The sequence below is a fragment of the Hymenobacter seoulensis genome (genome assembly GCF_054780535.1).
Map to the genome: position 1 here is coordinate 363447 of NZ_BAAGWD010000003.1, position 22636 is coordinate 386082.

General features: G+C 57.0%; 26 protein-coding genes. 16 read left to right on the plus strand and 10 right to left on the minus strand.

Going from position 1 to position 22636, the window contains the following annotated elements; genetic code table 11:
- The first annotated feature begins 57 nt into the window (after window positions 1-57).
- The 4 genes from ACYVHC_RS15165 (at window position 58) to ACYVHC_RS15180 (ending at window position 3378) form a co-directional block, all read left to right on the plus strand.
- Window positions 58-951: a hypothetical protein gene (locus ACYVHC_RS15165; protein ID WP_460614617.1), complete on the plus strand. Its 894-nt coding sequence runs from the start codon at window positions 58-60 to the stop codon at window positions 949-951.
- A gap of 112 nt (window positions 952-1063) precedes the next feature.
- Window positions 1064-2107, plus strand: coding sequence for a vWA domain-containing protein (locus ACYVHC_RS15170; protein WP_460614618.1), 1044 nt, complete (start codon window positions 1064-1066; stop codon window positions 2105-2107).
- A 182-nt stretch (window positions 2108-2289) separates the two neighbouring features.
- The gene (locus tag ACYVHC_RS15175) at window positions 2290-2952 is read left to right on the plus strand and encodes a YggS family pyridoxal phosphate-dependent enzyme (protein ID WP_460614619.1); all 663 of its coding nucleotides are present in this window, start codon (window positions 2290-2292) and stop codon (window positions 2950-2952) included.
- A gap of 48 nt (window positions 2953-3000) precedes the next feature.
- The gene (locus tag ACYVHC_RS15180; RefSeq protein ID WP_460614620.1) at window positions 3001-3378 is read left to right on the plus strand and encodes a DUF423 domain-containing protein; all 378 of its coding nucleotides are present in this window, start codon (window positions 3001-3003) and stop codon (window positions 3376-3378) included.
- 121 nt (window positions 3379-3499) lie between these two features.
- On the opposite strand, the gene ACYVHC_RS15185 is transcribed toward ACYVHC_RS15180, so the two are convergent.
- From ACYVHC_RS15185 to ACYVHC_RS15200, 4 genes are all read right to left on the minus strand, one after another.
- Complete coding sequence (locus ACYVHC_RS15185; RefSeq protein WP_460614622.1) at window positions 3500-4051, minus strand: DUF1573 domain-containing protein; 552 nt, start codon at window positions 4049-4051, stop codon at window positions 3500-3502.
- 192 nt (window positions 4052-4243) lie between these two features.
- A complete protein-coding gene (locus ACYVHC_RS15190; protein ID WP_460614623.1) occupies window positions 4244-5668 on the minus strand; it encodes an ATP-dependent DNA helicase in 1425 nt (474 codons plus the stop codon).
- Between the two features lie 133 nt (window positions 5669-5801).
- A complete protein-coding gene (locus ACYVHC_RS15195; protein WP_460614624.1) occupies window positions 5802-8015 on the minus strand; it encodes a tetratricopeptide repeat-containing sensor histidine kinase in 2214 nt (737 codons plus the stop codon).
- Between the two features lie 191 nt (window positions 8016-8206).
- Window positions 8207-8641, minus strand: coding sequence for a PaaI family thioesterase (locus ACYVHC_RS15200; RefSeq protein ID WP_460614625.1), 435 nt, complete (start codon window positions 8639-8641; stop codon window positions 8207-8209).
- A 114-nt stretch (window positions 8642-8755) separates the two neighbouring features.
- Here ACYVHC_RS15200 and ACYVHC_RS15205 point away from each other — a divergent pair, with 114 nt between their 5' ends.
- The 4 genes from ACYVHC_RS15205 (at window position 8756) to coaD (ending at window position 11562) form a co-directional block, all read left to right on the plus strand.
- Window positions 8756-9364, plus strand: coding sequence for a DUF4126 domain-containing protein (locus ACYVHC_RS15205; protein ID WP_460614626.1), 609 nt, complete (start codon window positions 8756-8758; stop codon window positions 9362-9364).
- A 111-nt stretch (window positions 9365-9475) separates the two neighbouring features.
- Window positions 9476-9988 (plus strand): NUDIX domain-containing protein, encoded by a 513-nt coding sequence (locus ACYVHC_RS15210; protein WP_460614627.1) that lies wholly within the window; start codon window positions 9476-9478, stop codon window positions 9986-9988.
- Between the two features lie 162 nt (window positions 9989-10150).
- The gene (locus ACYVHC_RS15215) at window positions 10151-11026 is read left to right on the plus strand and encodes a DUF3822 family protein (RefSeq protein WP_460614628.1); all 876 of its coding nucleotides are present in this window, start codon (window positions 10151-10153) and stop codon (window positions 11024-11026) included.
- Window positions 11027-11097: 71 nt separating this feature from the next.
- On the plus strand, window positions 11098-11562 hold the full coding sequence (coaD, locus tag ACYVHC_RS15220; protein WP_460614629.1) for a pantetheine-phosphate adenylyltransferase: 465 nt from the start codon (window positions 11098-11100) through the stop codon (window positions 11560-11562).
- A gap of 94 nt (window positions 11563-11656) precedes the next feature.
- Here coaD and ACYVHC_RS15225 read toward each other — a convergent pair whose 3' ends face one another.
- On the minus strand, window positions 11657-12136 hold the full coding sequence (locus tag ACYVHC_RS15225) for a hypothetical protein (protein WP_460614630.1): 480 nt from the start codon (window positions 12134-12136) through the stop codon (window positions 11657-11659).
- Between the two features lie 30 nt (window positions 12137-12166).
- Window positions 12167-12868 (minus strand): NUDIX hydrolase, encoded by a 702-nt coding sequence (locus ACYVHC_RS15230; protein ID WP_460614631.1) that lies wholly within the window; start codon window positions 12866-12868, stop codon window positions 12167-12169.
- Between the two features lie 255 nt (window positions 12869-13123).
- Between ACYVHC_RS15230 and ACYVHC_RS15235 the strand changes: the two genes are divergently transcribed.
- Window positions 13124-13624 carry a metallophosphoesterase family protein gene (locus tag ACYVHC_RS15235; protein ID WP_460614632.1) on the plus strand — a complete coding sequence of 167 codons (501 nt, stop codon included), beginning with the start codon at window positions 13124-13126 and terminating at the stop codon, window positions 13622-13624.
- Window positions 13625-13782: 158 nt separating this feature from the next.
- Here the strand turns inward: ACYVHC_RS15235 and ACYVHC_RS15240 are convergent, their stop codons facing one another.
- The gene (locus ACYVHC_RS15240) at window positions 13783-13953 is read right to left on the minus strand and encodes a hypothetical protein (RefSeq protein ID WP_460614633.1); all 171 of its coding nucleotides are present in this window, start codon (window positions 13951-13953) and stop codon (window positions 13783-13785) included.
- A gap of 101 nt (window positions 13954-14054) precedes the next feature.
- On the opposite strand from ACYVHC_RS15240, the gene ACYVHC_RS15245 reads away from it, so the two are divergent.
- The 3 genes from ACYVHC_RS15245 to ACYVHC_RS15255 all read left to right on the plus strand — a co-directional run bounded on the left by ACYVHC_RS15245 (window position 14055) and on the right by ACYVHC_RS15255 (window position 16816).
- Complete coding sequence (locus ACYVHC_RS15245) at window positions 14055-15083, plus strand: threonine aldolase family protein (protein WP_460614634.1); 1029 nt, start codon at window positions 14055-14057, stop codon at window positions 15081-15083.
- A 389-nt stretch (window positions 15084-15472) separates the two neighbouring features.
- Window positions 15473-16138, plus strand: a complete 666-nt coding sequence (locus ACYVHC_RS15250; RefSeq protein WP_460614635.1) for a metallophosphoesterase family protein — start codon at window positions 15473-15475, stop codon at window positions 16136-16138.
- A 24-nt stretch (window positions 16139-16162) separates the two neighbouring features.
- Window positions 16163-16816 carry a DNA-3-methyladenine glycosylase family protein gene (locus ACYVHC_RS15255; protein ID WP_460614636.1) on the plus strand — a complete coding sequence of 218 codons (654 nt, stop codon included), beginning with the start codon at window positions 16163-16165 and terminating at the stop codon, window positions 16814-16816.
- Here ACYVHC_RS15255 and ACYVHC_RS15260 read toward each other — a convergent pair.
- Window positions 16813-17019, minus strand: a complete 207-nt coding sequence (locus ACYVHC_RS15260) for a hypothetical protein (protein WP_460614637.1) — start codon at window positions 17017-17019, stop codon at window positions 16813-16815. The two genes, ACYVHC_RS15255 and ACYVHC_RS15260, sit on opposite strands and share 4 nt — an antisense overlap.
- A gap of 293 nt (window positions 17020-17312) precedes the next feature.
- A complete protein-coding gene (locus ACYVHC_RS15265) occupies window positions 17313-18236 on the minus strand; it encodes a DUF58 domain-containing protein (protein WP_460614638.1) in 924 nt (307 codons plus the stop codon).
- A 403-nt stretch (window positions 18237-18639) separates the two neighbouring features.
- On the opposite strand from ACYVHC_RS15265, the gene ACYVHC_RS15270 reads away from it, so the two are divergent.
- The 4 genes from ACYVHC_RS15270 (at window position 18640) to ACYVHC_RS15285 (ending at window position 21072) form a co-directional block, all read left to right on the plus strand.
- The gene (locus ACYVHC_RS15270; protein ID WP_460614640.1) at window positions 18640-18987 is read left to right on the plus strand and encodes a DUF3276 family protein; all 348 of its coding nucleotides are present in this window, start codon (window positions 18640-18642) and stop codon (window positions 18985-18987) included.
- Window positions 18988-19185: 198 nt separating this feature from the next.
- Window positions 19186-20283, plus strand: coding sequence for a redox-regulated ATPase YchF (gene ychF, locus ACYVHC_RS15275; protein WP_460614641.1), 1098 nt, complete (start codon window positions 19186-19188; stop codon window positions 20281-20283).
- 53 nt (window positions 20284-20336) lie between these two features.
- The gene (locus ACYVHC_RS15280; RefSeq protein WP_460614642.1) at window positions 20337-20546 is read left to right on the plus strand and encodes an alkylphosphonate utilization protein; all 210 of its coding nucleotides are present in this window, start codon (window positions 20337-20339) and stop codon (window positions 20544-20546) included.
- A gap of 184 nt (window positions 20547-20730) precedes the next feature.
- Window positions 20731-21072 carry a hypothetical protein gene (locus ACYVHC_RS15285; RefSeq protein ID WP_460614643.1) on the plus strand — a complete coding sequence of 114 codons (342 nt, stop codon included), beginning with the start codon at window positions 20731-20733 and terminating at the stop codon, window positions 21070-21072.
- A gap of 24 nt (window positions 21073-21096) precedes the next feature.
- Here ACYVHC_RS15285 and ACYVHC_RS15290 read toward each other — a convergent pair whose 3' ends face one another.
- On the minus strand, window positions 21097-22527 hold the full coding sequence (locus ACYVHC_RS15290) for a M48 family metalloprotease (protein ID WP_460614644.1): 1431 nt from the start codon (window positions 22525-22527) through the stop codon (window positions 21097-21099).
- Between the last annotated feature and the right edge of the window lie 109 nt (window positions 22528-22636).

Consider the following 22636-nt stretch of genomic DNA (forward strand, 5'->3'; position numbering starts at 1 on the left):
AGCAAACACGAGTGGCCATTTGATGCTGTAAGAAGTAGGCTAGCCGGCTGGTTCTTTGTGCTGCTAACGCTCTTAACGCATAGCACACTAGGCCAGAATACCGAACCGGACACTATCCCGAAAGGTCGCTTCTTGCGCCCTACGGTGCGGGTAGGCGAAATATTGGAGTACGAATTGACGCACGTACATGCGGCGCAGCAAGAAGTTATCTTTCCTGATTCGGCGGCGGAGTTTGCGCCGTTTGAGTACGTAGGGCGGCAGTACTACCCCACCCGCACCCGCCAAGGCCGCAGCCTCGATCGGGCCATTTACCGCCTGCGCACGTTCAGCCTCGATTCCGTGCAGACGCTCACGCTGCCCGTTACCGTACTGCGCGGCCGCGACACGCTGGCCGTACCCGTAGCGCCCGCCCAAGTGCGGCTGGTGCGCACGGCTCCGCCCGCTGATCCGGCGGCGCCCCTCGTGCTGCGCCAGAACCTACGGCCACTCCCTATTGAGCCTACTTTCAACTATCCGTATTGGCTGACGGGCGCGGCCCTGCTGCTGCTGTTGGCCGGAGGGCTAGTGCTGGTATTTCGGGGCCGGCTGCAGCTGCGCTACCGACGGTATCGGCTCCGGAAAAACCACGCCTACTTTCTGGCGCAGTACGGTCGCCACGTTGAGCGCTTCACGCTCTCCCGCTCGCTCACCAACATGGAGCGCGCCATCACGCTCTGGAAAAACTACCTCTCGGCGCTGGAAGAAAGCAACATCAAGAGCCTAACTACCCGTGAAATTGTGGCGCATTATCAGAACGATGCCGATGTAGGCTTGGCCCTGCGCCTCGCTGACCGCGTGATTTACGGCAATCAGGTGTCTGAGTCGGATGAGGATACTGAAACCGACCTGGCCTTTGTGCTGCTGCGCAATTTCGCCGACCGGCAGTACGCACGGGTAGTACAGGACTTATAAGCGGTTGAGCCTTGGGCAGGTTCACGCTTTTATCTTGCCTAGCAAACTTCCTGCCCCGAGCCCCCGCTTACCTTACCACCACTTCAGCTCAAACCATTCCCTATTTTTGCGCATGCCCTGGCCCGATGCTCTGACTTATGTGCTGGATAGTGTGCGCTACGCCACCTTGGTCAGCTATACCTGGGAGCAGCCGCGCCTGTTGCTGTTGCTGCCGCTGGTGCCGCTGCTGTTTGTGCTGCGCTGGGTGCTGGCCCGGCGCCGGCGGGCCCAGCTAGGAGTAGCCTTCGTGGCCGGGCAAGTTCCGCGCGACTGGAGCACGGTGCTGCGCTTTATTCCGGATGTGGTGCTGGCCCTGAGCATCGGGTTTGCCATTGTGGCTCTGGCCCGGCCTCAGCGCACCGACGAGCGCGTAGTGCAAACCGGGGAAGGCATTGATATTCTGCTGGTGCTTGATGTTTCGGGGTCCATGGAGCTGCAAGATCTGCGCCCCAACCGGCTGGAAGCGGCCAAACGTGTGGCGCTGGAGTTTGTAAACGGCCGTCAGGGTGACCGAATTGGGCTGGTAGTGTTTGCCGGCGACGCGTATTCCCTGGCCCCGCTCACCACCGACTACGATCTGCTGCGCGATAACCTCCAGGGCCTGCGCTTGGGTATGATTCCGAACGACGGCACCGCCATCGGGACGGCCCTGGGGGTAGCCACCAACCGCCTCCGCGACTCCCGCTCGCGCACCAAAGTGTGCATCCTGATTTCTGATGGTGAAAACACCGCCGGCAGCCTCGACCCGCTCACGGCCGCCCAGCTTGCCCACGCCTATGGCCTAAAGCTCTACACCATCGGGCTGGGGCAGGATGGTATTGTGCCCTACGGTACCGATGAGGCCGGACGCCCCCGCTACGTGAACACCCGCCTCGATGAAACCACCATGCGCCAGATTGCACAGGCTGGTGAAGGCCGCTTCTTCCGGGCCACCGATAACGAAGCCCTGCGCCAGACATTCACCCAAATCAACCGCTACGCCAAGTCTGAAATCAAGCAAACGCGCTACCGCAATACCCTCGATTACTACCGCATCTATCTGTACTGGAGCTTGGGGCTGTGGCTGATTTGGCTGGGCCTGAAAAACACCTTCCTGACGAATGCCCTGGAAGACTAGATACCGTATTCAGGCGGTGTTTTCGGTTGGTCCTCCTTGTCGACCTAGTCCTTAGAAGGCAAGTAATGGTAACTGTAGGCTGGTTATTCGGTTTGTAGTGTATTCGGGCCTAGTACACATTCTCATTTTTGATTCCGCTCCCTTCCCTCAGCAGCGAAATCCTTTTAATTCAGCGTAATTCCGTGATATCTGACAACCTGCACCGCATTCAACAACAGCTTACTGGCACGGCCGCGCGGCTGGTAGCCGTCACGAAAACGCACCCCGTGGAGCGCCTGCAAGAGGCTTATGATGCCGGTGCCCGCCTCTTCGGCGAAAACCGGGTGCAGGAAATGGCAGCGAAGCAGCCGGAGCTCCCGGCAGATGTGGAGTGGCACCTGATTGGGCATCTGCAAACCAACAAGGTGAAATACATTGCCCCGTTTGTGCACACCATCCAGAGCATTGATAGCCTGAAGCTACTGGAGGAAATAGAGCGCCAAGCTGCCAAGCACAACCGCGTGATTGAAGGGCTGCTCCAGTTTCATATTGGTGCAGAGGAAACCAAAACCGGCCTTACGCTGCCGGAGGCTGAGGAAATCCTCAAGTCCGAAGCCTTCCGCCGTTTGCAGCACGTGCGCCTCACTGGCGTGATGGGTATTGCCACTTTCACTTCCGATGAAGACCAGCTCCGGCGCGAGTTTCGGGAGCTGCGCGGGTATTTCGATAAGCTGAAGGCCCTGTATTTCCCCGACGACAGCTCATTCCGCGAAGTATCCATGGGCATGAGCTCTGATTACCTACTAGCCTTACAGGAAGGCAGCACGCTCATCCGGGTGGGCAGTGCTATTTTTGGCGCGCGGTAAGTACAACCTTACGCGCCGTCTTCATTTACTTCAGGGTACGAACCACACATGACAGCTCGTCTTATACTTCAGCTGGCGGCCTTACTAGGGGCGCTTGGCGTCGGAATCGGGGCCTTTGGAGCCCACGGCCTGCGCAAGATGCTGGAAGCTTCCGGCCGCTTTGAGACCTTTGAAACCGCCGTACGCTATCAGTTTTACCACGCGCTGGCCCTGCTGGCAGTGGGCATTTTGCTGCACATCAAGCCGGAGCTGCGCAGCCTCAGCACCGTGGCGTGGCTCTGGCTGGGCGGCATTCTTGTGTTCAGCGGCTCATTGTACGTACTCTGCCTCACGGGCATCACCAAGTTGGGTGCCATCACACCTCTAGGCGGCGTGCTATTCATTGCCGGCTGGATTATGCTGTTGCTGGCAGCTCGTCAGTTATAGCCATCTTACTAGATACAAAAGCAACAAAAAGCGGCTCGCCTGTGTGGCGAGCCGCTTTTTGTTGGCCGGAGCCGAGGCAAGAAGGTTTGCAGATGCACGGCACCTAGCAAAGCCCGCAGGCTTAGGAGGCTTTCTTCTTGGCCTTGATCTTGTTGTCGCCGATTTTAGTTTTCTGCTTGGCTTCCTTGGTGTTAGCAGGGGCGCTTACATCAGAAGCAGCCGGAGAAGGCGCCGGAGCCGCCGCGCTGGCAGTGCCGGCCTCCTTCACATCACCCACCAATGCTACCATGGCGTTGCCACCTGCCGAGTTTGATTCGATAGTCAGTACTTTATTCTGCATCCCAAACTTGCCGGCCGAATTGAACTTGGCTGTTACCGTACCCGATTTGCCGGGCATTACGGGCTCTTTCGTCCAGTCGGGGGTAGTGCAGCCGCAGCTCACGCCAATGTTTGAAATCACGAGGGGCTGGGTGCCTACGTTCTTGAACTTGAAGGTATGCTCTACTACATCACCGGTGTTGATGGAGCCGAAGTCATACTTCATTTCCTCAAACTGGATTTGCGGCCCGGCCACTTTGGTCTGGGCGTTAGCGGGCTTTACGGCGGCCGTCTGAGCCTGGGCCGCGAAGCCCATCATCGACAGCGACAATGCCAGAATGAGTGCTTTTTTCATGTCGTTTATGCGTGAAAGCGTTGGATGTAAACAAAAATACGAGTTTCGGCCACTGAGCCAAGTTGCGTGCCAGTTTTCAACCAGCCGCATGAAGCTTGTGTGAAGTGCAACACCAAAGCCGCTTTTTTACGTTCGGCCACACTCCTTTTTTGGCGCCGGCCATAAGACACTAGACTGCACACATGGCTGCACTTACTCTTCCGTGGCGTCGCCGATTAGCTTTTTATTGAAGTTAAGTAAAAACAGCTTTTCCGAGGAACGGGTCACGGCCGTGTACAGCCAGCGAGCAAACTCGCTGTTCACCATCTCCTCCTTCAGATAGCCATGATCTACAAAAACGGCCTGCCATTGGCCGCCCTGCGCTTTGTGGCAGGTAAGCGCATACGCAAATTTCACTTGCAGCGCGTTCAGATACGGGTCTTTGCGCATGGCCGCCGTACGCTCTTTCTTGGTTTCAAGGTGGGCGTAGTCGGCACTGACGGCATCGTAAAGGGCCTTGTTACGGTCGGCGGGCAGAGCGGGGCTTTCGGTGTGCAGCGTATCGAGCAGCAGCTTGATTTCCATATCCGGCTCATCGGGGTAGTCCACGAGGCGCACGCGGGCATCGGCAAACCGGAACCCAAATAGTTCGGTGAGGCGCACAATTTTCACCACCTGCACAAAGTCGCCGTTAGCCAAGAACCCAATTTCCGAGTCCTTGGGCAGCCAGTAGTAGTTGTTGCGCACCACCATCAGGTAGTCGCCCGACTCAATTTCGTCTTCGGCCTCGAACAGAATGCGCCGGATATACTGGTTGTACTGGTTGGCGTTTTTGTTGGAGCGGCAAATGATGGTGCTGTTTTCGTGGCCGAAGTTTTTGTAGGCCCAGCGCAAACCATCCTCCAGCTTGTCGCCGCCCATCGTGAAGATGTCGGGGTAGCCTTTAGTGAAGAACGAGATGTTCGGGTGCTCCTCGCGCAATTCTTCGCGCAGCACTGTCGCGTTCATCAGAATGCCCGATTCTTCGGCCTGGCGCATTACCTGGCGCAGCTCCACCGAATCGACCTGGGCGCGGAAGCGGTGCCGCAGCAGCTCGGGGTCGAGGGCGGGACTGAGCAACTGACCCACGGGTGGCAACTGAGCCGTATCCCCGATGAGCAGCAACCGGTTCGAGGGCTTCTCGAACACATAGTTCATCAGGTCGTCGAGCAGGCCGTTTTCGCCGAAGGCCTTCTCATCGGAAATCATGGAAGCCTCGTCCACAATATACAGGGTGTCCTGGGTGCGATTCGGCTGGCGCTGAAACGAGAGGCCTTGTGAAGGCGTGCCGCTGGTCTGGCGGTAGATTTTCTTGTGAATCGTGCTGGCCGCCACGCCCGAATACGTGCTCATAACCTTGGCCGCGCGGCCGGTGGGAGCCATCAGCACGTATTTGCGGCCCATGCGGTGTAGCCACTGTACCAGAGCACTCACCACGGTGGTTTTGCCCGTGCCCGCGTAGCCGCGCAGCACAAACGCCTTGCGCCCAGGCAGGCCATCACCCAAAAAGCCATCCATCTGCCGAAACAGTGTGGCCTGGTCCTGGGTGGGTTCGTAGGGAAAGTAGTCGCGGACGGAGGGAGTTCTAACGGAAAGCATAGCAGTGTATTCGGACAACAAAGCTACGCCGCTTTAAGCTCCCGACGGGGGTAGTGATTGTAAGGTTCGTATTACTACGCATCTTCCATGTTACTAGCCCTACCTCAAGGCCCAACCGACGCTCGGCTTTCAGTTAAGCCGGCAGACGGATGACAAACTCGGTGCCCCTGCCTTCTTCCGAGTCAACGGTGATAGTTCCACCGTGGCCTTTCACGATATCATGGCTCAGAGAAAGGCCGAGGCCCGTACCCTCGCCCATTGGCTTAGTGGTAAAGAAGGCCTGAAACACTTTCTCGCGTACTTCCGGCGGCATACCAGTGCCATTGTCCTGCACGCGTATTTCTACTTGGCCATTTTGAAGTTGGGTTGCTACCCGTACCTGGGGCGCATACCCACTGCCTTCCAGCTGCTGGCGCTTGGCCACGGCATAAAAGGCGTTGGTGAACAAGTTGAGCATCACCCGGCCAATGTCGGAAGGCACCACGGCTACTAGGGGCAGATCAGGGGCCAAGTCGGTGGTAACGGCAATAGTGCGGGCCTGGCCCTGCAGCTGCTGACTTTGCCGGGCCAGCTGCTGATACTCCAGAATCAGAGCGTTGAGATCAGTGGCTTCCCGCTGGCCAGTGCCGGCGCGCGAGTGCTCCAGCATATCTTTAATAATGGCCGACGCTCGGATGCCGTGCTGGCTGATTTCCTGCAGATTTTGCTTGAGGCCGAGCAGAATCTCCTGCTCCAAGCCTGCCTTGCGCGCCGGGTCCTCTATATTATTGACCATGGTGGTACTGACTTCCGCAAACTTCTTCATGAAGTTGAGCGGGTTCTGCAGCTCGTGGGCAATGCCCGCCGATACCTCACCCACAAAGGCCCACTTCTCTGACTGTACCAGTTGGTTTTGGGTAGTGCGAAGCTGCGCCAGGGTGCGCTTGTTGGTTTGCAGCTGACGATAACTCATCACCCCCAGGCTGGATATGAGCACAATGGCAACTGCAGCTACCCCAAGAAGCTGGTTCCGCTGCCGCAAACGCATGGATTGCAGCATTTTCTCCTGGCGCAAGCGCTCAATCTGCTCATTCTGAGCCTGCTCAATTCGCTCTCCTTCATACTGGGCCAGCAGGTTGTTGCCTTGGGCCTTGTTGAGCGTGTCCATCAGGTTGAGGTAGGCACGGGCGTAGTCGCGGGCCGGACCGGCGGCGCCGCGCTCATCCTGAAACCGAATAATCTGCTGCAGATACTTGGGGCGCAGCATCTGAAAATTGGCGGCGGTGGCCTTCTGATACGCTTGGCGCCAGTAGGCGTCGGCCTTTTTGTAGTCGCGGAGTAGGGTGTAGTAGCGCGCCCACGTGGCATCGAGGGCAAACTCGCCGGGGCGGGCCGTGATGGGCATGCGCAATGAGTCGGCGAGTTGCTGCGCGCGGGTAAGCAGGGGCAGCGCCGCCGCGGGCTTGTTCAAGGCCAGCAATACCTGGCTTTTCAGTACCAAGCCATACGCTGTAAACTGGGCTTGGTCAACACGTTCGCTGCGAGCGGTAGCCAAGGTTGTTTCGGCGTACTGCAAGGCTTTGGATGTGTTTCCCTGCTGCAGATATAACTTGGCAATAGCCTGCTGCGCAAAAAAGCGCTGCAGCTGCCCCATCTTGTACTGCTCATTTAACCGGACGGCCTGCTCCAGATACTCTAGGCCTTTGCGGGCGTTGCCCCAATCGGCGTAGGTAGTGCCCGCTACCATCAGCTCATTGCTGTAGTAGCGCCGGTTAAACGTGCGGTACAGGTCGGCGGCGTGGAGGTAGTGACTAATGGCTTGGTTATAGTCGCCTTGGTGGCGGTAGGTGCCGCCCAGCACCAGGTAGCAGGCCGCCTGATTCTCAACTGCCCCCTGCACGCGGTAATACGTCAGCTTCCGCTCAAAATAGGCGCGGCGAGTATCTGACTCCCGCAACTGATTGTACAACGGAGCCAAATCAACCAGCAGCTGCGGAATGGGGCGCGCCACGGCATCAAACAACTCCACGGCCTGATGCAGCGCCGCCAGTGCCTGCCGGTAGTTGGTTCCCTTCACCCACAGGGCTAGTCCGGCCCGCAGCTCCCGGTACGGAGCATCATCAAACTGCTGAGTGCGCTCATTAATGCGGAATAGCTCATCGAGCAGCGGCAGAGCCTGCACACGGCGGCGCGGTTCGGTCAGCTCCGTGATGTCGAGGATATGCCGGATGGTGCGCAGCCGGGCGGTATCGGTGCGCTGCTGCGTTAAAACCTGGTTTAGCGAATCATTGCTGGCCGTCCAGTAGCGGTGCTGTGCCAGCAATGGTCCGCCCAGGAAAACCAACAGCGCCGTAACAATCCATTTCATAGAGTAAGACACCGTCATCCGGACGTAGAAACCGGACTCCAACGCCAAGTTGGCAATAAAATGGCAGACTCCACTCCCCCCCTATTCCAGACCTAGGGCCCTTGGTAAGCTAAACCGTAACATTACTTTTTATGTAACTGTCATTCAAGTAGTAAGCGCAGCAAAATTCTTCCGGTGCTAACTAGGCCCCTCTACTGTGGCGGCGCGGCCGGGGCGGGCGGGGTTATTACGGCCATGGTGGCAGAGGCCTTGGCAATCAGCTTGTCATCACACCACACCTCTGACTCGCAGAAGTGAAGGCGGCTGCCGGCCTTCAGGACCCAGCCAACGGCCCGCAGCTTCTGGCCGATTCCGGGGTGCAGGTAGCTGGTTTTCAGCTCTACCGTTACTACGCCGGTGCCATCGGGCACCAGTGTTACGGCCGCGAAGCCAGCTACTAGGTCGGCCATGGTGGCTACTAGCCCGCCGTGCGCAAAACCAGTATGTTGCTGGTGCTGCTGCGCCAGATGCAGCTCTGCTTCTACCCGGCCCGACTCAATCAGGGTCAGGTCGGCGCCGATGTGGTGCATGAAATGCTGGCGGGTGAGTTTGCGGCGGATGCGAGTTTCGAGAGGTTCAGGAGTCATAGAGCCGCAAAGGTTGTGTATATTTTGGCTGATAGCTAGCGCGGCGCGTCAGAAGCCGGAGTGCGCCCTAGCCTTCACAGCACTGCAAACCCCTAACCCCCTACTTTCCTTGTGATGGAACCTGTACAGTATTTTCTGGCCGGAGCACTGGGGCTGGCCCTGGCGGCCTGCAGCGGATTCAGGGTATTTGTGCCGTTGCTGGCGGCCTCGGTGGCGTACCGCATGGGGCTACTGACGCCCTCGCCAGGATTTGCGTGGCTGGGCACCTGGCCCGCCATAGCTGCGTTGGGCACGGCTACCGTAGCCGAAATACTAGGGTACTATGTGCCCGTAATTGATAATGTACTGGACGCCATTACCGGGCCGGCTTCCTTTATTGCGGGCACCGTCCTAATGACCTCGGCCCTGCCGGATATGCCCCCCATGGTGCGCTGGGGCCTGGGCATCGTGGTGGGTGGCGGTACAGCGGGCATCATCCAGACGGGTACGGCACTGCTGCGGGCGGGCTCCACGGCCACCACTGCCGGGCTAGGCAACCCCGTGCTGGCAACCCTAGAAAACATGCTGGCCATTGTGGGCTCCGTGCTGGGCCTTCTGATACCCGTCGTGATGGCCGGGCTGGCAGTGGTGCTGCTGGTATGGGTACTCACGCGGCTGCGCCGGTGGCGCCAGCGCCGGGCCAGCCGCCAGTTTGCATCTGCATCAACCCTAGAAAAAATATAACGGCAAGCCTTTCGTTTGCTTTCGGGCCGGCTCCCGTAACAAGTAGCCAATGGCGCTGTTTTTTCGTAGCCTTGCGCTTCCGGTCGTGTGGCTGATCCCTTTTGCCTTTGTATGATGAATCAATTTTCTGGCGCTCCCTCTCCTGATCCGCTGCTGCACGCCTATGCCGGGGTGGCGCGGGTGCGGGTGTGTGGCCTGCTAGTCCGCGCCGGCGCCATGTTGCTTACGGCCCACCGGGGGCTACTCCCAGATGCGCTGCCCTTCTGGTCGCCGCCTGGCGGGGGCTGGCAGTTTGGCGAAACCCTGCACCAGTGCCTGGAACGTGAGTTTACGGAGGAAACCGGCCTAGTCATCAGCGTGGGACGCTTCCTGCACCTGCATGAGTTCAAGAGCCCGGAATTGCAGGCCCTGGAGTTGTTTTTTGAAGTGCATGCCCACGATGAAAGCGCCAGCCCCCGCCTCGGCCTCGACCCCGAACACACCACCGAAGCTCAACTCCTAACCCACCTGGAGTTTATCACGCCCCGGCAGCTAGGGCAACTGCTGCCCACCCAGGTGCACCCCGTACTGCGCGACATTATCAGCACCGATGACGTGTTTATTCCGCAAATTCGGTTCCAGTAAGCAGCGTCTGAAAACCAGGGAAGTTGCCCATTAAACGGCCGTTGTTTTTTCTCTTCTCCCGTTTGAAAGCCCCGCAGAGTTGTTGCGTGCGGTAGCGGCTGCGTACCTTTAGCGGAGCTTTGCCCTTGTCTGATTTCTGCACCCGCTTTTTCTGCTCCACTTATGTCCGCTACCGTCATTATGCCCCCGGCTGCCCTGCACCGCCTGCACGACGAAACGCTGGACCTGGAAAACCTCTCGGGCTACAACCTGTACCTGACGGCAGGCACTGCTGGCCTGCGGGTAGGCGTGGCCGATGTGCGGCGCAATAAGTTTGTGGCGCTGGAAGATTATGCAGCCCCCGATACGCCCGTATCCTTGGCGGCACAATTCCAGGCCTTGGCCACGGAGCAAGAGCTAGTAGGCCGGACCGGCTGGAACCAGGTGCGGCTGGCCGTCCAAAACCGGCAGTTTACGCTGCTGCCCGCGTCGCTTTTCCGGCCCGGCGATGAGCCCGCATATCTGAAGCTGCACCACGCTCCGGATCCGCAGCACGAAACGCTGCACCACTACACGCACGCCAGCCAGGGCATTACCAGCATTTTCGCCGCCGAAAAAGCTCTTACCAGCTGGTTCAGAAACACCTATCCGGAAGGCCAGCTGCTGCATCAAACCAGCGCATTGCTGGAAGGCGTGGCACACCAGAGCGAGCAGGGCGGGCCGCGCCGCATATACCTCAGCATTGGCTATCAGGAAGTTACTATCCTGAGCATGCGCGATAAGCAGCCTGAGTTCTTAAACGTATTCCCGTTCAGCACCCCCGAAGACCTGATTTACTATACCATTCTGGTAATGCAGGAGCTTCAGTTGAACCCCGACCAGGACCTGGTAATGGTGTGGGGCGACCTGATGCACGATTCCGAGCTGTTCACGATTCTGCGCAAGTATATCCGCAACATCCGTTTCGGCAACCGGCCCTTTGACCTGGGCTACAGCTACCGGCTCAATGATTTGTTTGAATACCGCTACTTCGAGCTGTACGCCTTGCACCTGTGCTAAGCAGCCGCCACTCTTGGGCTAAGTACTAGGCCCTGTTGCAGTAGAAACCCTTTTACCTCGCACTTTCCTGTATGCGCATCGCCCTGTTTCCCGGCTCGTTCGACCCATTCACCAATGGCCACCTCGATGTAGTTCGGCGCGGAACGGCGCTTTTTGATGAGGTGATTATCGCCATTGGCAACAACAGCAGCAAGCAGCGCTACCTGCCTGTTGAGCAAATGACGCGGATGATTGAGGAAGTATTTCAGGACGAACCGCGCGTATCGGTGCGGGCCTACAAAGGCCTCACCGCGGATTTTGCTCGGGAAGTAGGTGCCCGCTACCTGCTGCGCGGCCTGCGCAACACCACTGATTTTGAGTACGAAAACACTATTGCGCAAGCCAACCGCCACATCAATCCGGAGCTGGAATCAGTGTTCCTGATTACGGCGCCGGCGCTGGCAGCCATCAGCAGCACCATCATCCGCGAGATTCACCGGTTCGGTGGCAACGTCGATGATTTTGTGCCGTTTCGTTTGCCGCCGTTTGCTGGTTAAGCTGTCCACTGGCTATAAGCTCAGGCTAGCTTTCAGCAGCCCACATAAAATGCCAAGCTACTAGGCCTTATGATGCGCTGAACTGCCTAAGGCTTTACTTCTTAGCCACAACCCGCATCCCCATAATCTGGCGGCTATTCTGCGGGTCTGCTACTGGCAGCAGAATGTAGGTAGTAGCCGTGAGGCTCAAATTGGCCTTTTGCAGCAGCTCCTCCTCATTGTTTCCCATCACTACCAGGTCGCGGACTTTGCGGGTGCGGGCGTTGAAGGTAGCAATGAGGGTAGTGCCGTTTCGCTCAAAAGTATTGATCCAGCCTTCGCCTTTGGTGCCTTTCATCTGCTCTGGGGTGGGCTCCAGGCCTACTTTCTGGTTGCGCGTTTCCAGGGGTGTGCCCAGCGTACGGCGCACCTGGTCGATATTGCGCCCCACCAGGGCCGGTACATCCACCTCAACGGGCCGCGGTTTGGGGGCGGCCGCATCAATACCCGTTGTTTCAGAAGCCGATTGGGTACCCGAGCACGCGGCAGTACCCGCCAGCAATAGCACAAAAGCAACGTAGCGGAGCGGGCGCATAGGCATCCAGAAATTAAGGGGGAAAGCGGGTTATTTTACCGATTCCTGGTCGGCGGGAGTCTGTCCGGCGGTTTCACTGAGGTAGTGGCGCACCACCAGCGCAATGCTGGCATACGACTCATCGAGCACGGCCAACGCCTCTTGGGGTGTCATCCAGCGCACTTCTTCAATATATTCCTCGGCCTGAGGCTTCATCAGCGTGTCATCGAGGCAGCGCATGATGTACCAGTTCGTTTTCTTCAAAATTTTGTTGCCGTTGTAGGCATAGGAGTGCCAGGTGCTAGGCAGCTTATCTCCTATTTCAATCTTGATGTTGCACTCTTCCTCTACTTCGCGCAGGGCACCCAGCACAGGGTCCTCATCTTTTTTGAGCTTGCCCTTCGGCAAGTCCCATTTGCCAAGGCGGTAAATCATGAGCACCAGCCCATCTTTCACCACCAGACCGCCGGCGGCTTTCACAATCTTGAACTGATCCTTCAGATGCAGAATCAGCCGCTTTTTCTTGCGCGCCAACAGCGTAAGCGAGGTCAGCTTTTTCAGCTTCTTCACTTCCATCAGGCGTAGCAAGCGGTCCACAAACACGTCCGTCACGTCGCGCACCAGCACGTCGCCCACCAAATCTTTGGAGATGAACTCATCTTCCGGATTCAGAATCAGGTCGTATTTGTGCTTATAAATCTTCTCGCTGTTCTTCTTAATAATCAGCGGAATATCGTTGATGAAGACGTTCATCGCGAGGTAATCTGGAGGGCAAAAAAGGAGTTCAAACCGGATTGCTGTAAAGCACAGCATATTTCCCCAAAAACGAAAATTGTCCGGCGGTCGGGCAAGATACGGGATGTCTGCGGTTGTGTTGTATATGTTCGGTGAAGTCCTCGGGGCACGAGCACCGGATTACAAGGGTAATATGCAAATTATCTTTCCCAACACGTTATCTGTCACTTGTTACCCGCATTCTGCTTGCGTTCCGGCGGCTACCTTCGTAGCATGAAAAAAATTGGTTTGCTTTCTGACACGCACAGCTACCTAGATGCCCGCATTCTGCATCACCTGCAGGACTGCGACGAAATCTGGCATGCCGGCGACTTCGGCACGGCGGCCGTAATCGAGGAGTTGGAAGCCGTGGCTCCGCTACGCGGCGTGTACGGCAACATTGATGGCCGCGATGTACGCAACACCCAGCCGCTGGTGCAAGCCTTTGAGCTAGAGGGCCTGCACGTGCTCATGACCCACATTGGCGGCTACCCCGGCCACTATAGCCCCGCCGCCCGGCCACTGGTGGAGCAGCAGCGCCCGGGGCTTTTTATCAGCGGACACTCGCATATTCTCAAAGTAATGCCCGACCCGCGCTTGGGCCTGCTGCATCTAAACCCCGGGGCGGCTGGCCGGCACGGCTTTCATAAGGTGCGCACACTACTGCGCTTTGAGGTGGCCGACGGCAAAGTGCAGCAGCTGCAGGCCGTAGAGCTAGGCCCGCGGGTAGGCTAAAGTCCCTAGCAAGGTTTGCGGCCTGAACCGGCCTAGCAATTTGGCGTACTTGTACAAGGAACACAAAAAAGCGCCTCTCCTTGACAGGAAAGACGCTTAGAGATTCTGGCAGGTACCCACCGACACCGGGGTAGGTGCACCAGACGCAAAGGCCGGAGTTACGCGGCAGCTTCGGTCTTGGCTTCGCCCTTGTTGAAGCGGGCTTTCAGCTCGTCCAGGTCCACGTTCTTCAGAACGGGCGTCAGGAGTAGTTGCTTAATGATGCGCTGCTTGTTGTTAGCGCGGGCAATGTTCTTGCGGTGCTTCCGCTTCAGACGGGTAATGCTCATTTTTTCCGGGTCGGTTTAGGTCTTCTAATAAACGAGGGGCAAAAGTAACGACTAAATTTGAAACCGGGAAACCTTTCCCCTCTTTTCCCTATCATACCTCCATGACAGATTCAGTGATTGACTTACGTTCCGATACCGTAACGCGCCCTACTCCGGCCATGCTGGAGGCCATGTTTCAGGCCCGCGTGGGCGATGATGTGTACGAAGAAGACCCCACCGTGCGGGCCCTGGAGCAGGAAGCTGCCGCACGCTTTGGCCTGGAAGCCGGCCTTTTCTGCCCTTCCGGCACCATGACCAACCAAATAGCCATCAAAGCGCATACCGAGTCCTTTTCGGAAGTTATCTGTGAGCAGACCTCGCACATTTACTTGTGGGAAGTAGGCGGCATTGCGTTTCACTCCGGCGCTTCGGTGGCGTTGCTGGCCGGCAACCAAGGCCGCCTGACCGCGGCGCAGGTAGAAGCCGCCATCCGACCCAATAATATTCACTACCCCACCACCAGCCTTATTTCGCTGGAAAACACCCACAACCGCGGCGGCGGCAGCTGCTATGCCTTTTCGGAGTTGCAAGCCATGGCAGAGGTAGCGCAGCGGCACCAGATTCCGCTGCACCTTGATGGAGCACGCGTGTTTAATGCACTTGTTGCCACTGGCCAGTCGGGGCAGGAATATGGCCGCATCTTCGATTCTATTTCAGTATGCCTAAGCAAAGGCCTGGGGGCACCAGTGGGCTCCGTGTTGCTAGGCAGCCAGAAGTTTATCCAGAAAACCAAGCGCATTCGCAAAGCCATGGGTGGCGGCATGCGCCAGGCCGGCTACATTGCGGCAGCAGGCCTCTACGCGCTGGAGCATAACGTAGAGCGCCTGGCCGATGACCACCGCCGGGCTCAGCAACTGAGCGCTACCCTGGCCGCGCAGCCCTATGTGGCCGAGGTGCTGCCCGTAGAAACCAACTTGGTAATTTTCCGGCTGCAGGATACAATGCCCGCTGAGCAGTTCCTGGCCCGACTAGAGCAGCAGGGCATCCGAGCGTCATCGTTCGGCCCCCAGATGATCCGCTTCGTGACCCACCTCGATATCGACGACAGCATGATGGCGCGCCTGGAGGCGGCTCTAACAGCAGCGGTTTAGCCCTCTAACCAGGCTAGTATAGGCTAGGTTACTACCTTTGTCAAACCCCGGGCCTAAGGCGCTGGTATATGACATTCCAGTTACTGACCGGGGTTTGACGAAGGACTTTTTCCTGACCCGCACTTGCCCATTTCTCTGTTGCCATAAGAAATTCGGCACGCTGGGTTGTTGGTTAATAATGGGCTAGTACAACAAGTGACGGGCTACTTCTGCACATACCAGGAGCACCTGCTCAGGCCTACTGTGCTACCTCAGAGCCAGTGCTGCGTAAGTGCTTGCTAGCATAGTAGTAGTATCCTTGGCCACCCAGTGCGGAAGCTGCCGGTATTGCGCCCTAGCCTTCTTTTCATTCTCAACTGCTGCCTAACCCTTTCCACTGCCTTCCTGCTATGAGTTCAAACCTCTTCGTGATTGGCGATGTGCACGGCTGCTACCATACCTTCCGGGAGCTGCTGAGCCATTGGCGACCTCAAGAGGAGCTGTTGGTGCAAACCGGCGACCTAGTAGATCGGGGACGATTTGCGCCCGAGTGCGTGCAGCTGGCCATTGAGCTGGAAGCAGCCTACCCGCAGCGCACGGTGTTTCTGCTAGGCAACCACGAGTATGAAATGCGCAAGCACTTCGCGGCCAGCGGCCCCAATCCGGCGTGGCTGCGCTGGGGCGGCCGCACCACGGTGGAGCAGTACCAAGGCCGCCGCGAGCTGCTCCAGCAGCACCTGCAGTGGCTCGAACGGCGCCCTCTGCTCTGGGAAAACGACCACTTGCTCATCAGCCATGCCGGCTTCGCCGATACCGCTACCCCCCTCGACCCCGAAAACTCCGATGGCGTGCTGTGGCGACGCGGACCGCTGCGCAACGTGGGCCGCCGCCAGGTAGTGGGCCACACCCCTACCCCGGATGGCGACCCCACCTATGACCCAACAGCCAACGTGCTCAATATTGATACCGGCGCCTGCTTCGGCCGTAACCTGGCAGGCCTGCGGCTGTCGGCGGCCGGGGAGTTACTAGCCGAACTGCTTATTCCAACCTCGCTTCTGGATATTGTGCTGTCCTGAGGCACCTGCTTTGCTACCCTGCTCATGACTCCAAACCCACCCGCGCCAAGCGCAACTGAAACGGCTCTCCAGCACTTATCTGAGGCAGACGAGGTGCTGGCTGTACTTATCCGGCAAGGGCGGCCCATTCACCCTTCTGCCCACGAAGACTTATACCTGGCCTTACTACGTGCCATTGTGGGCCAGCAAATTTCTACAAAAGCAGCGGCAGCTATCTGGCGCAAAGTGCAGGCCCTGTTCCCGCCCGATGGCTATCCGGAGCCGGCGGCGTTGCTTTTGCTCACCGATGAAGACCTACGCGCCGCGGGTATCTCGCGCCAAAAAGCCGGCTACCTGCGTGCCATTGCTGATTTTGCTCAGCGCGACCAGCTAGACCATGCCCACCTGAGCCAGCTTTCCGATGATGCCTTCACGAGCCACCTTACCCAAATAAAAGGGGTAGGCCGCTGGACGGCCCAAATGCTGCAAATGTTTGCCCTCGATCAGCCCGACGTATTTCCGGAAGGCGACCTAGGCATTCAGAACGCCATGCGCCGCCACTATGGGCTTCAGGAAACCGGCCGAGCCTTGCTAAAGCGCATGATAGAACTGGCTGAGCCGTGGCGGCCGTACCGCACGCTGGCCAGCAAATACCTCTGGCAGTCGTTGGATAATACACCGGCCGAAAAGCAGCCCTAGTCTTGCTTACCCGCTCGCTCGTTGCGGCGGGCATCCCAGATGCCCAGCGCAATGGCCACAAACGTGGACAGAATAGGCACCAAGAAGCCGAACAGCAGCCAGGGCCAAAACCGCCGGCCGTACATGTGCGCAATGTAAACGGTCATCACCGCCGACAATAAGCAGACAGGCAGAGCAAAAAACAGCAGGTTTAGGTAATCCATAACGCAAAAGTACGCAGAAGCCTAACGGTACAAAGCTGGAACCTGGGCTAGCTGCTCCAATAGAACCCAGTTGGTGGGCCTCATGTTAGGATAAAACCAGGTGGCTCCGGCGGCTAGCCACGTAGCGCGGTATGCCCTGGCGGAGGCGGGCAGGCAATCATCGTAGCCAAATACTACTCCGCAACACGCGCAGATGCTGAAATCCGGCGTTTGGTCATCTGGGCCCCACGGCGATTCGTCGTAATCAAGGCCACACACGCGGCAATACCACACCATCATAAGTACAACAGTTTTTACCCGCGCACTTTGCCGCGCTTTACGAGGTAGGCGTACAGCACTTTATCGAACGGCTCGCGGATATCTACTGGCACGAAGTCAATCTTATACTGCCCGCAGCGCAGCGCCAGCTCGTGCTCATACTTGCGCATGGCGGCCTGGTATTGCTCGCGCACCTGTGAGGGCTGCAGCTTTACTGTTTGGCCGGTTTCAAGGTCCTCGAAGAGGTAGGGTCGGTCCTGGAATTCAAAATTTGCTTCGGTGGCGCGGTCCATCACATGAAACAGCAGCACCTCGTGGTGCTGGTGGCGCAGGTGTTGCAGGGCGGCCAGGGTTTCGGTTTGCTCCTCGGGGGCGCGGCCCAGCATATCCGAAAACAGCACGACCAACGAGCGTTTGGGTATTTGCTGGGCAATGGTATGAATTACACCAGCTACATCGGTGCGGGCACGGCCAGGCGTGGCTGGGCGCTCCAGCAATTGTTGCAACGTGAGCAGCAACGTGTGGCGGTGAGTACTGGTGGAGCGTACGGGCGTTTGCAGCTCCACCTGCTCGGCAAACGTCACGAGGCCCACCGCATCGCGCTGCTTTTGCAGCAGCGTAGCAATAGCCGCGGCGCACAGCACTGAAAAGCGCAGCTTATCATGCGAGGGTGCGGGGTAATACATGCTCGGGCTTACATCCAGCAGCAGATGGCAGCGCAGGTTGGTTTCTTCCTCGTAGCGCTTCACAAACAGCTTATCGGTGCGGGCAAACACCTTCCAATCGAGGTGGCGCGTGCTTTCGCCAGGATTGTAGAGCCGGTGCTCCGAAAATTCCACCGAAAACCCGTGGTACGGCGATTGGTGCAGGCCGGTGATAAAGCCTTCCACCAATTGGCGAGCCAGAAACTCCAGGTTTTCAAAGGGCCGAACAGCGGCCAGATCGAGTGGTTGGGGCATGGCAAATACAATGTGTGACGCTAGCAAGATACAAGGAAACCGCGCGGGCTGCCTTAGGTGCCAGGTGAACAGCAACCCCATTTGCCTAGTTCAGCTCCTTTAGGAGTACTGCTAGTAAGGCAAGCAAGCTGTGCAAAGCTTAAGGTATATTTCACAAATCAAGTCAACCATAGTGATAACTTAATATAAAAACATGAGATATATTTCTTGATTTTATACCAGCCTCTTCCCAAGCCTTGCTTTACAAGCAAAGTGGGCTGATTTTACTATTTAGCTAGGTTATAGACGTATTCAGCTAGGAAATTGAAAAAGCGGGACTTCAAATTTTTATATCTAAATCAAAGCCCGTATTTTGCACGGAACTTCAATATTCTTGGAATAACAAAACTTTACTAGAAGGACTGTGGAAGACCGTCACGACCAGGAGGAGATTTACTCCCAACGCATTAAAGCCGGTAAGCGCACTTATTTTTTTGACGTGAAGGCTACGCGCGGACAGGACTATTATCTGACCATTACGGAGAGCAAGCGCCGCCTACGCGACGACGACACCTTCTCCTACGAGAAACACAAGATTTTCCTGTACAAGGAAGACTTCCTCAAGTTTGTGGATGCCCTGCAGGATGCCGTGGACTACGTGCGCGACGAGTTGCTGACGCCAGAAGAGGTAGCAGAACTGGACCGCCCCCGCCCTGCGTACGATGCCGAAAACCGCGAAGCCGGTTTCAGCGCCTCCCCCGACACGTACTAACCTTTTTCCGGAAGCCTAGCGAAACACGTTTTACTACTCTGATTTAATACGCTTCCCACCGCACGGCGCGCCCGGCTTCGGCCCTGGCGCGCCGTCGTGCGTTCAAAGAGTGCTTTCCCCGAAAAAGCCCCGTACCTTTGCGCCATGAAATGCGCCTCTGGCCTGTTTCACTACTTCTCAACTTCACAACTTCACCATATGGGTCTCCGCTGCGGTATCGTCGGCCTGCCGAACGTGGGCAAATCCACGCTGTTCAACGCGCTTTCTAACGCCAAGGCCGAGTCGGCCAACTACCCCTTCTGCACCATTGAACCCAACGTGGGCGTCATTACAGTGCCGGATGAGCGCCTCCAGATTCTGGAGCAGCTAGTAAACCCCAAGCGCGTACTGCCCACCATCATTGAGTTCGTGGACATTGCCGGCCTAGTAAAAGGCGCAAGCAAAGGCGAAGGCCTGGGCAACAAGTTCCTGGCCAACATCCGCGAGGTAGATGCCATTATCCACGTAGTGCGCTGCTTCGACGACCCAAACATTGTGCACGTGGCCGGCGGCGTTGACCCCGTGTTCGATAAGGACGTAATCGACACCGAGCTGCAGATCAAAGATCTTGAGAGCGTAGACAAGAAACTGGTAAAGTCGGAGCGCGCGGCCAAAGGCGGCGATGCCCAGGCGAAGAAGGAAGTAGCGGCCCTGCAGAAGTTTAAGGCAGCCCTGGAAGATGGCCAGAACGCCCGCGCTGTGCAGGCTACCCCAGAAGAGCTGGAAGCCGTAGCTGATTTGCAGTTGCTTACTATCAAGCCCGTTATCTACGTAGCCAACGTAGATGAGGCTAGCATCACGGCAGGTAATGCCCACACCAAAGCCCTGCAGGAGCATGTGGCGAAGGAAGGCGCCGAAGTAGTGCTAGTATCGGCCGCCATTGAGTCGCAGATTGCCGAGATGGAAGACCCCGAGGAAAAGGAAATGTTCCTGGGCGAATACGGCCTCACGGAGTCGGGCCTGAACCGCCTTATCCGGGCTTCTTATTCGCTGCTCAACCTGATTACCTACTTCACAGCCGGTGTGCAGGAAGTACGCGCCTGGACCATCCACCGCGGCGACAAAGCCCCCGCCGCCGCTGGCGTCATCCACTCTGATTTCGAGAAAGGCTTTATCCGCGCAGAGGTTATCAAGCTGGCCGACTACCAAGAATATAAGACCGAAGTAAAAATCAAAGAAGCCGGAAAAATGGCCGTGGAAGGCAAAGAATACGTGGTGCAGGACGGCGACATCATGCACTTCCGCTTCAACGTCTGATCACGGGTTCAGACGGATTTTTCGGATTTCACGGATTAGCAACGGCTCTTCGCATGGACGTAAAAGACAGCAACGGCAACCTGCTCGCGGAAGGCGATTCGGTGACGATCATCAAAGACCTGAAGGTGAAGGGCTCCTCGCTTACGCTCAAGCGCGGCACCGTGGTAAAGAACATTCGCCTCACCAACAGCCCTAGCGAAATTGAAGGCCGCGCCGGTGGCAGTACCATGGTGCTCAAAACCGAGTTTCTGAAGAAGGCATAGTTTCGCTTCTCAAGCAGCCTAGTAACTTAAGCGCCCCGGCCGGTATTCGGTCGGGGCGCTTTTTATTTAGCTGAATATGGGATTCAATGTAATTGTATGTGCAGGAGCGAACTCAACACGCGAAGACAGTGAGGTTTTTATAAACCGGTCATATTACAACTTTGTCGCTAGCTACGAAATGTTCATGGAGGATTCCGTGATTATCTGTGTTGGCAATTACCTTGGACTGGATTTGCATCCGTTAGTCAAGCTAGCATATTTAGAAAGCATTGAGGAAGAACCAGATACTGAGGCAGAACAGAACGTTGAAGAGTTATTGGAACTAGTCAGAGCTCTTTATGACAAAGTAAGGAGCAATCCAGCCCTCATTGAGGAAATAAGCTATAAAGCCAAAAAATCTCAATACGTCATGTGGCAAGAATATTTCAAGTCTGGACAACTGCTAGAGGACCTTGAAGCACTTATGCAAAGCTTGACCTATTATAAAAATGCAGGTGTTACCACAGCATTTTTTGGAGTAGGTTGATTGACTTCCAGATCAGTACATCCTTTACTTCCCAACTACCTTATACAACTGACCAGCGGCCAGCTTATCGGTGGTTTTCATGCCGTTGAGGATGGCTAGCTCCTCGTAGCGCTTGGAAGGAATACCGTTGGCGGCCAAGGCAGAGGCGAGCGTCTGGCCTCCTTTAGCGGTTTTGATGCGGATTTTTTCGGGCTGGCGGTTGAGCTTACTAGCATCGGAAAGACGAGCAAACCCCTGCGCTACCCGCTGGAAAGTTGGGCCGTAGGTGTTCAGCGTTTGAGGCCCGCATAGGCCGATGAGGGCATATAGCGTTTGCCCGTCCTGGATTACGTAAGACAAGGTGCTGGCAGTGATGCCCTGCTGGCCTTGCTGGTTCTGGCCTACTTGGTCGCCCTGAATGGCAATGGCTGGGAAACCATTGATGGTAGTGCGGCTGGCCTGCGGCGACTGTAGCTTCAGTTGCTCAGCTAGGCTCTGAGCGGCAGCATCAAGGGTGCCGTTGCCAGCAGTAGTCAGGATAAGAACCGCTTTACCGTTGGGCTCCGCCATCTGAAACTGCGAAGGCGAGTTCTGGGACTTCCAGCCTTGCGGCACCGGGAACCGAAACTTCAGATCGGGGTGATAAAACACGCCGCCTTCCACAAAACCCTGGCGCGGATCCTCGCCGTACGGCAGGCCTTCCAGCATCCGCAGATACGGGTTGCGGTTCACGGTGAGTTGGCGGCCACCGGCTTGCTGCTTAGCCGCAGCTGCTAGCTGCTTTACGGTAGTATACCGGTCAGCAGAATTGGGGTGGCTGCTCAGGAAGTCAGGCACGGCACCGGCGCCGCTCAACTGCTGCTCGCGCTGCAGGGTCTGGAAGAAATCGGCCATATACGAAGCGTCGTAGCCTATTTTGGTGCTGTACGCCACGCCCAGCTTATCCGATTCCCGCTCATCGTCGCGGCCGTATTTCAGGAAAAGCAGCCCTACCCCCTGCGACAAGGGCTGGGCCAGCTGCGCTACCCTACTCGAGAAGATAGACCCCAGCAGCAGCGCTCCCGAGGCCAAGGTGGAGCGCGTCTGCTGCTTCTGGCCGTGCTTGGCCGTGATATGGCCAATTTCGTGGCCTAGTACGCCGGCAAACTGCGCCTCGTTGTTAAAGTGAGCCATTATGCCTCGCGTGAAATACACGTTGCCATCAGGCGCTGCAAAGGCGTTGATAATAGGAGAATCAACAATAGTGAAGTTGTAGCCGAAGTCCGCACGGTTTGAAACGGCGGCCATTTGCTGACCCTTCTGCTGAATAAACCGCTGTAGGGGCGCATTATCAAGTAAGCCAAATTGCGCAATTACCTGCGGGTCGGCCTTTTTGGTTTGCTGAGGCGCTTTAAAGGCCGTGGAGCCAGCCAGCGGAAGCAATAGCCCGAGTGCGCCTAGGCGCAGCCTGCGGGAAATGGTGGGATGAAGTTTCATGCAACAGGGAGAGAAAGGAACACACAAACAGAACCTATGAGCCTGCCTACGGAAAAAATCGGGCCACGTTGATGAGGCCCTAACTTTCCTTCCTGTAGGGCAGCCCTAG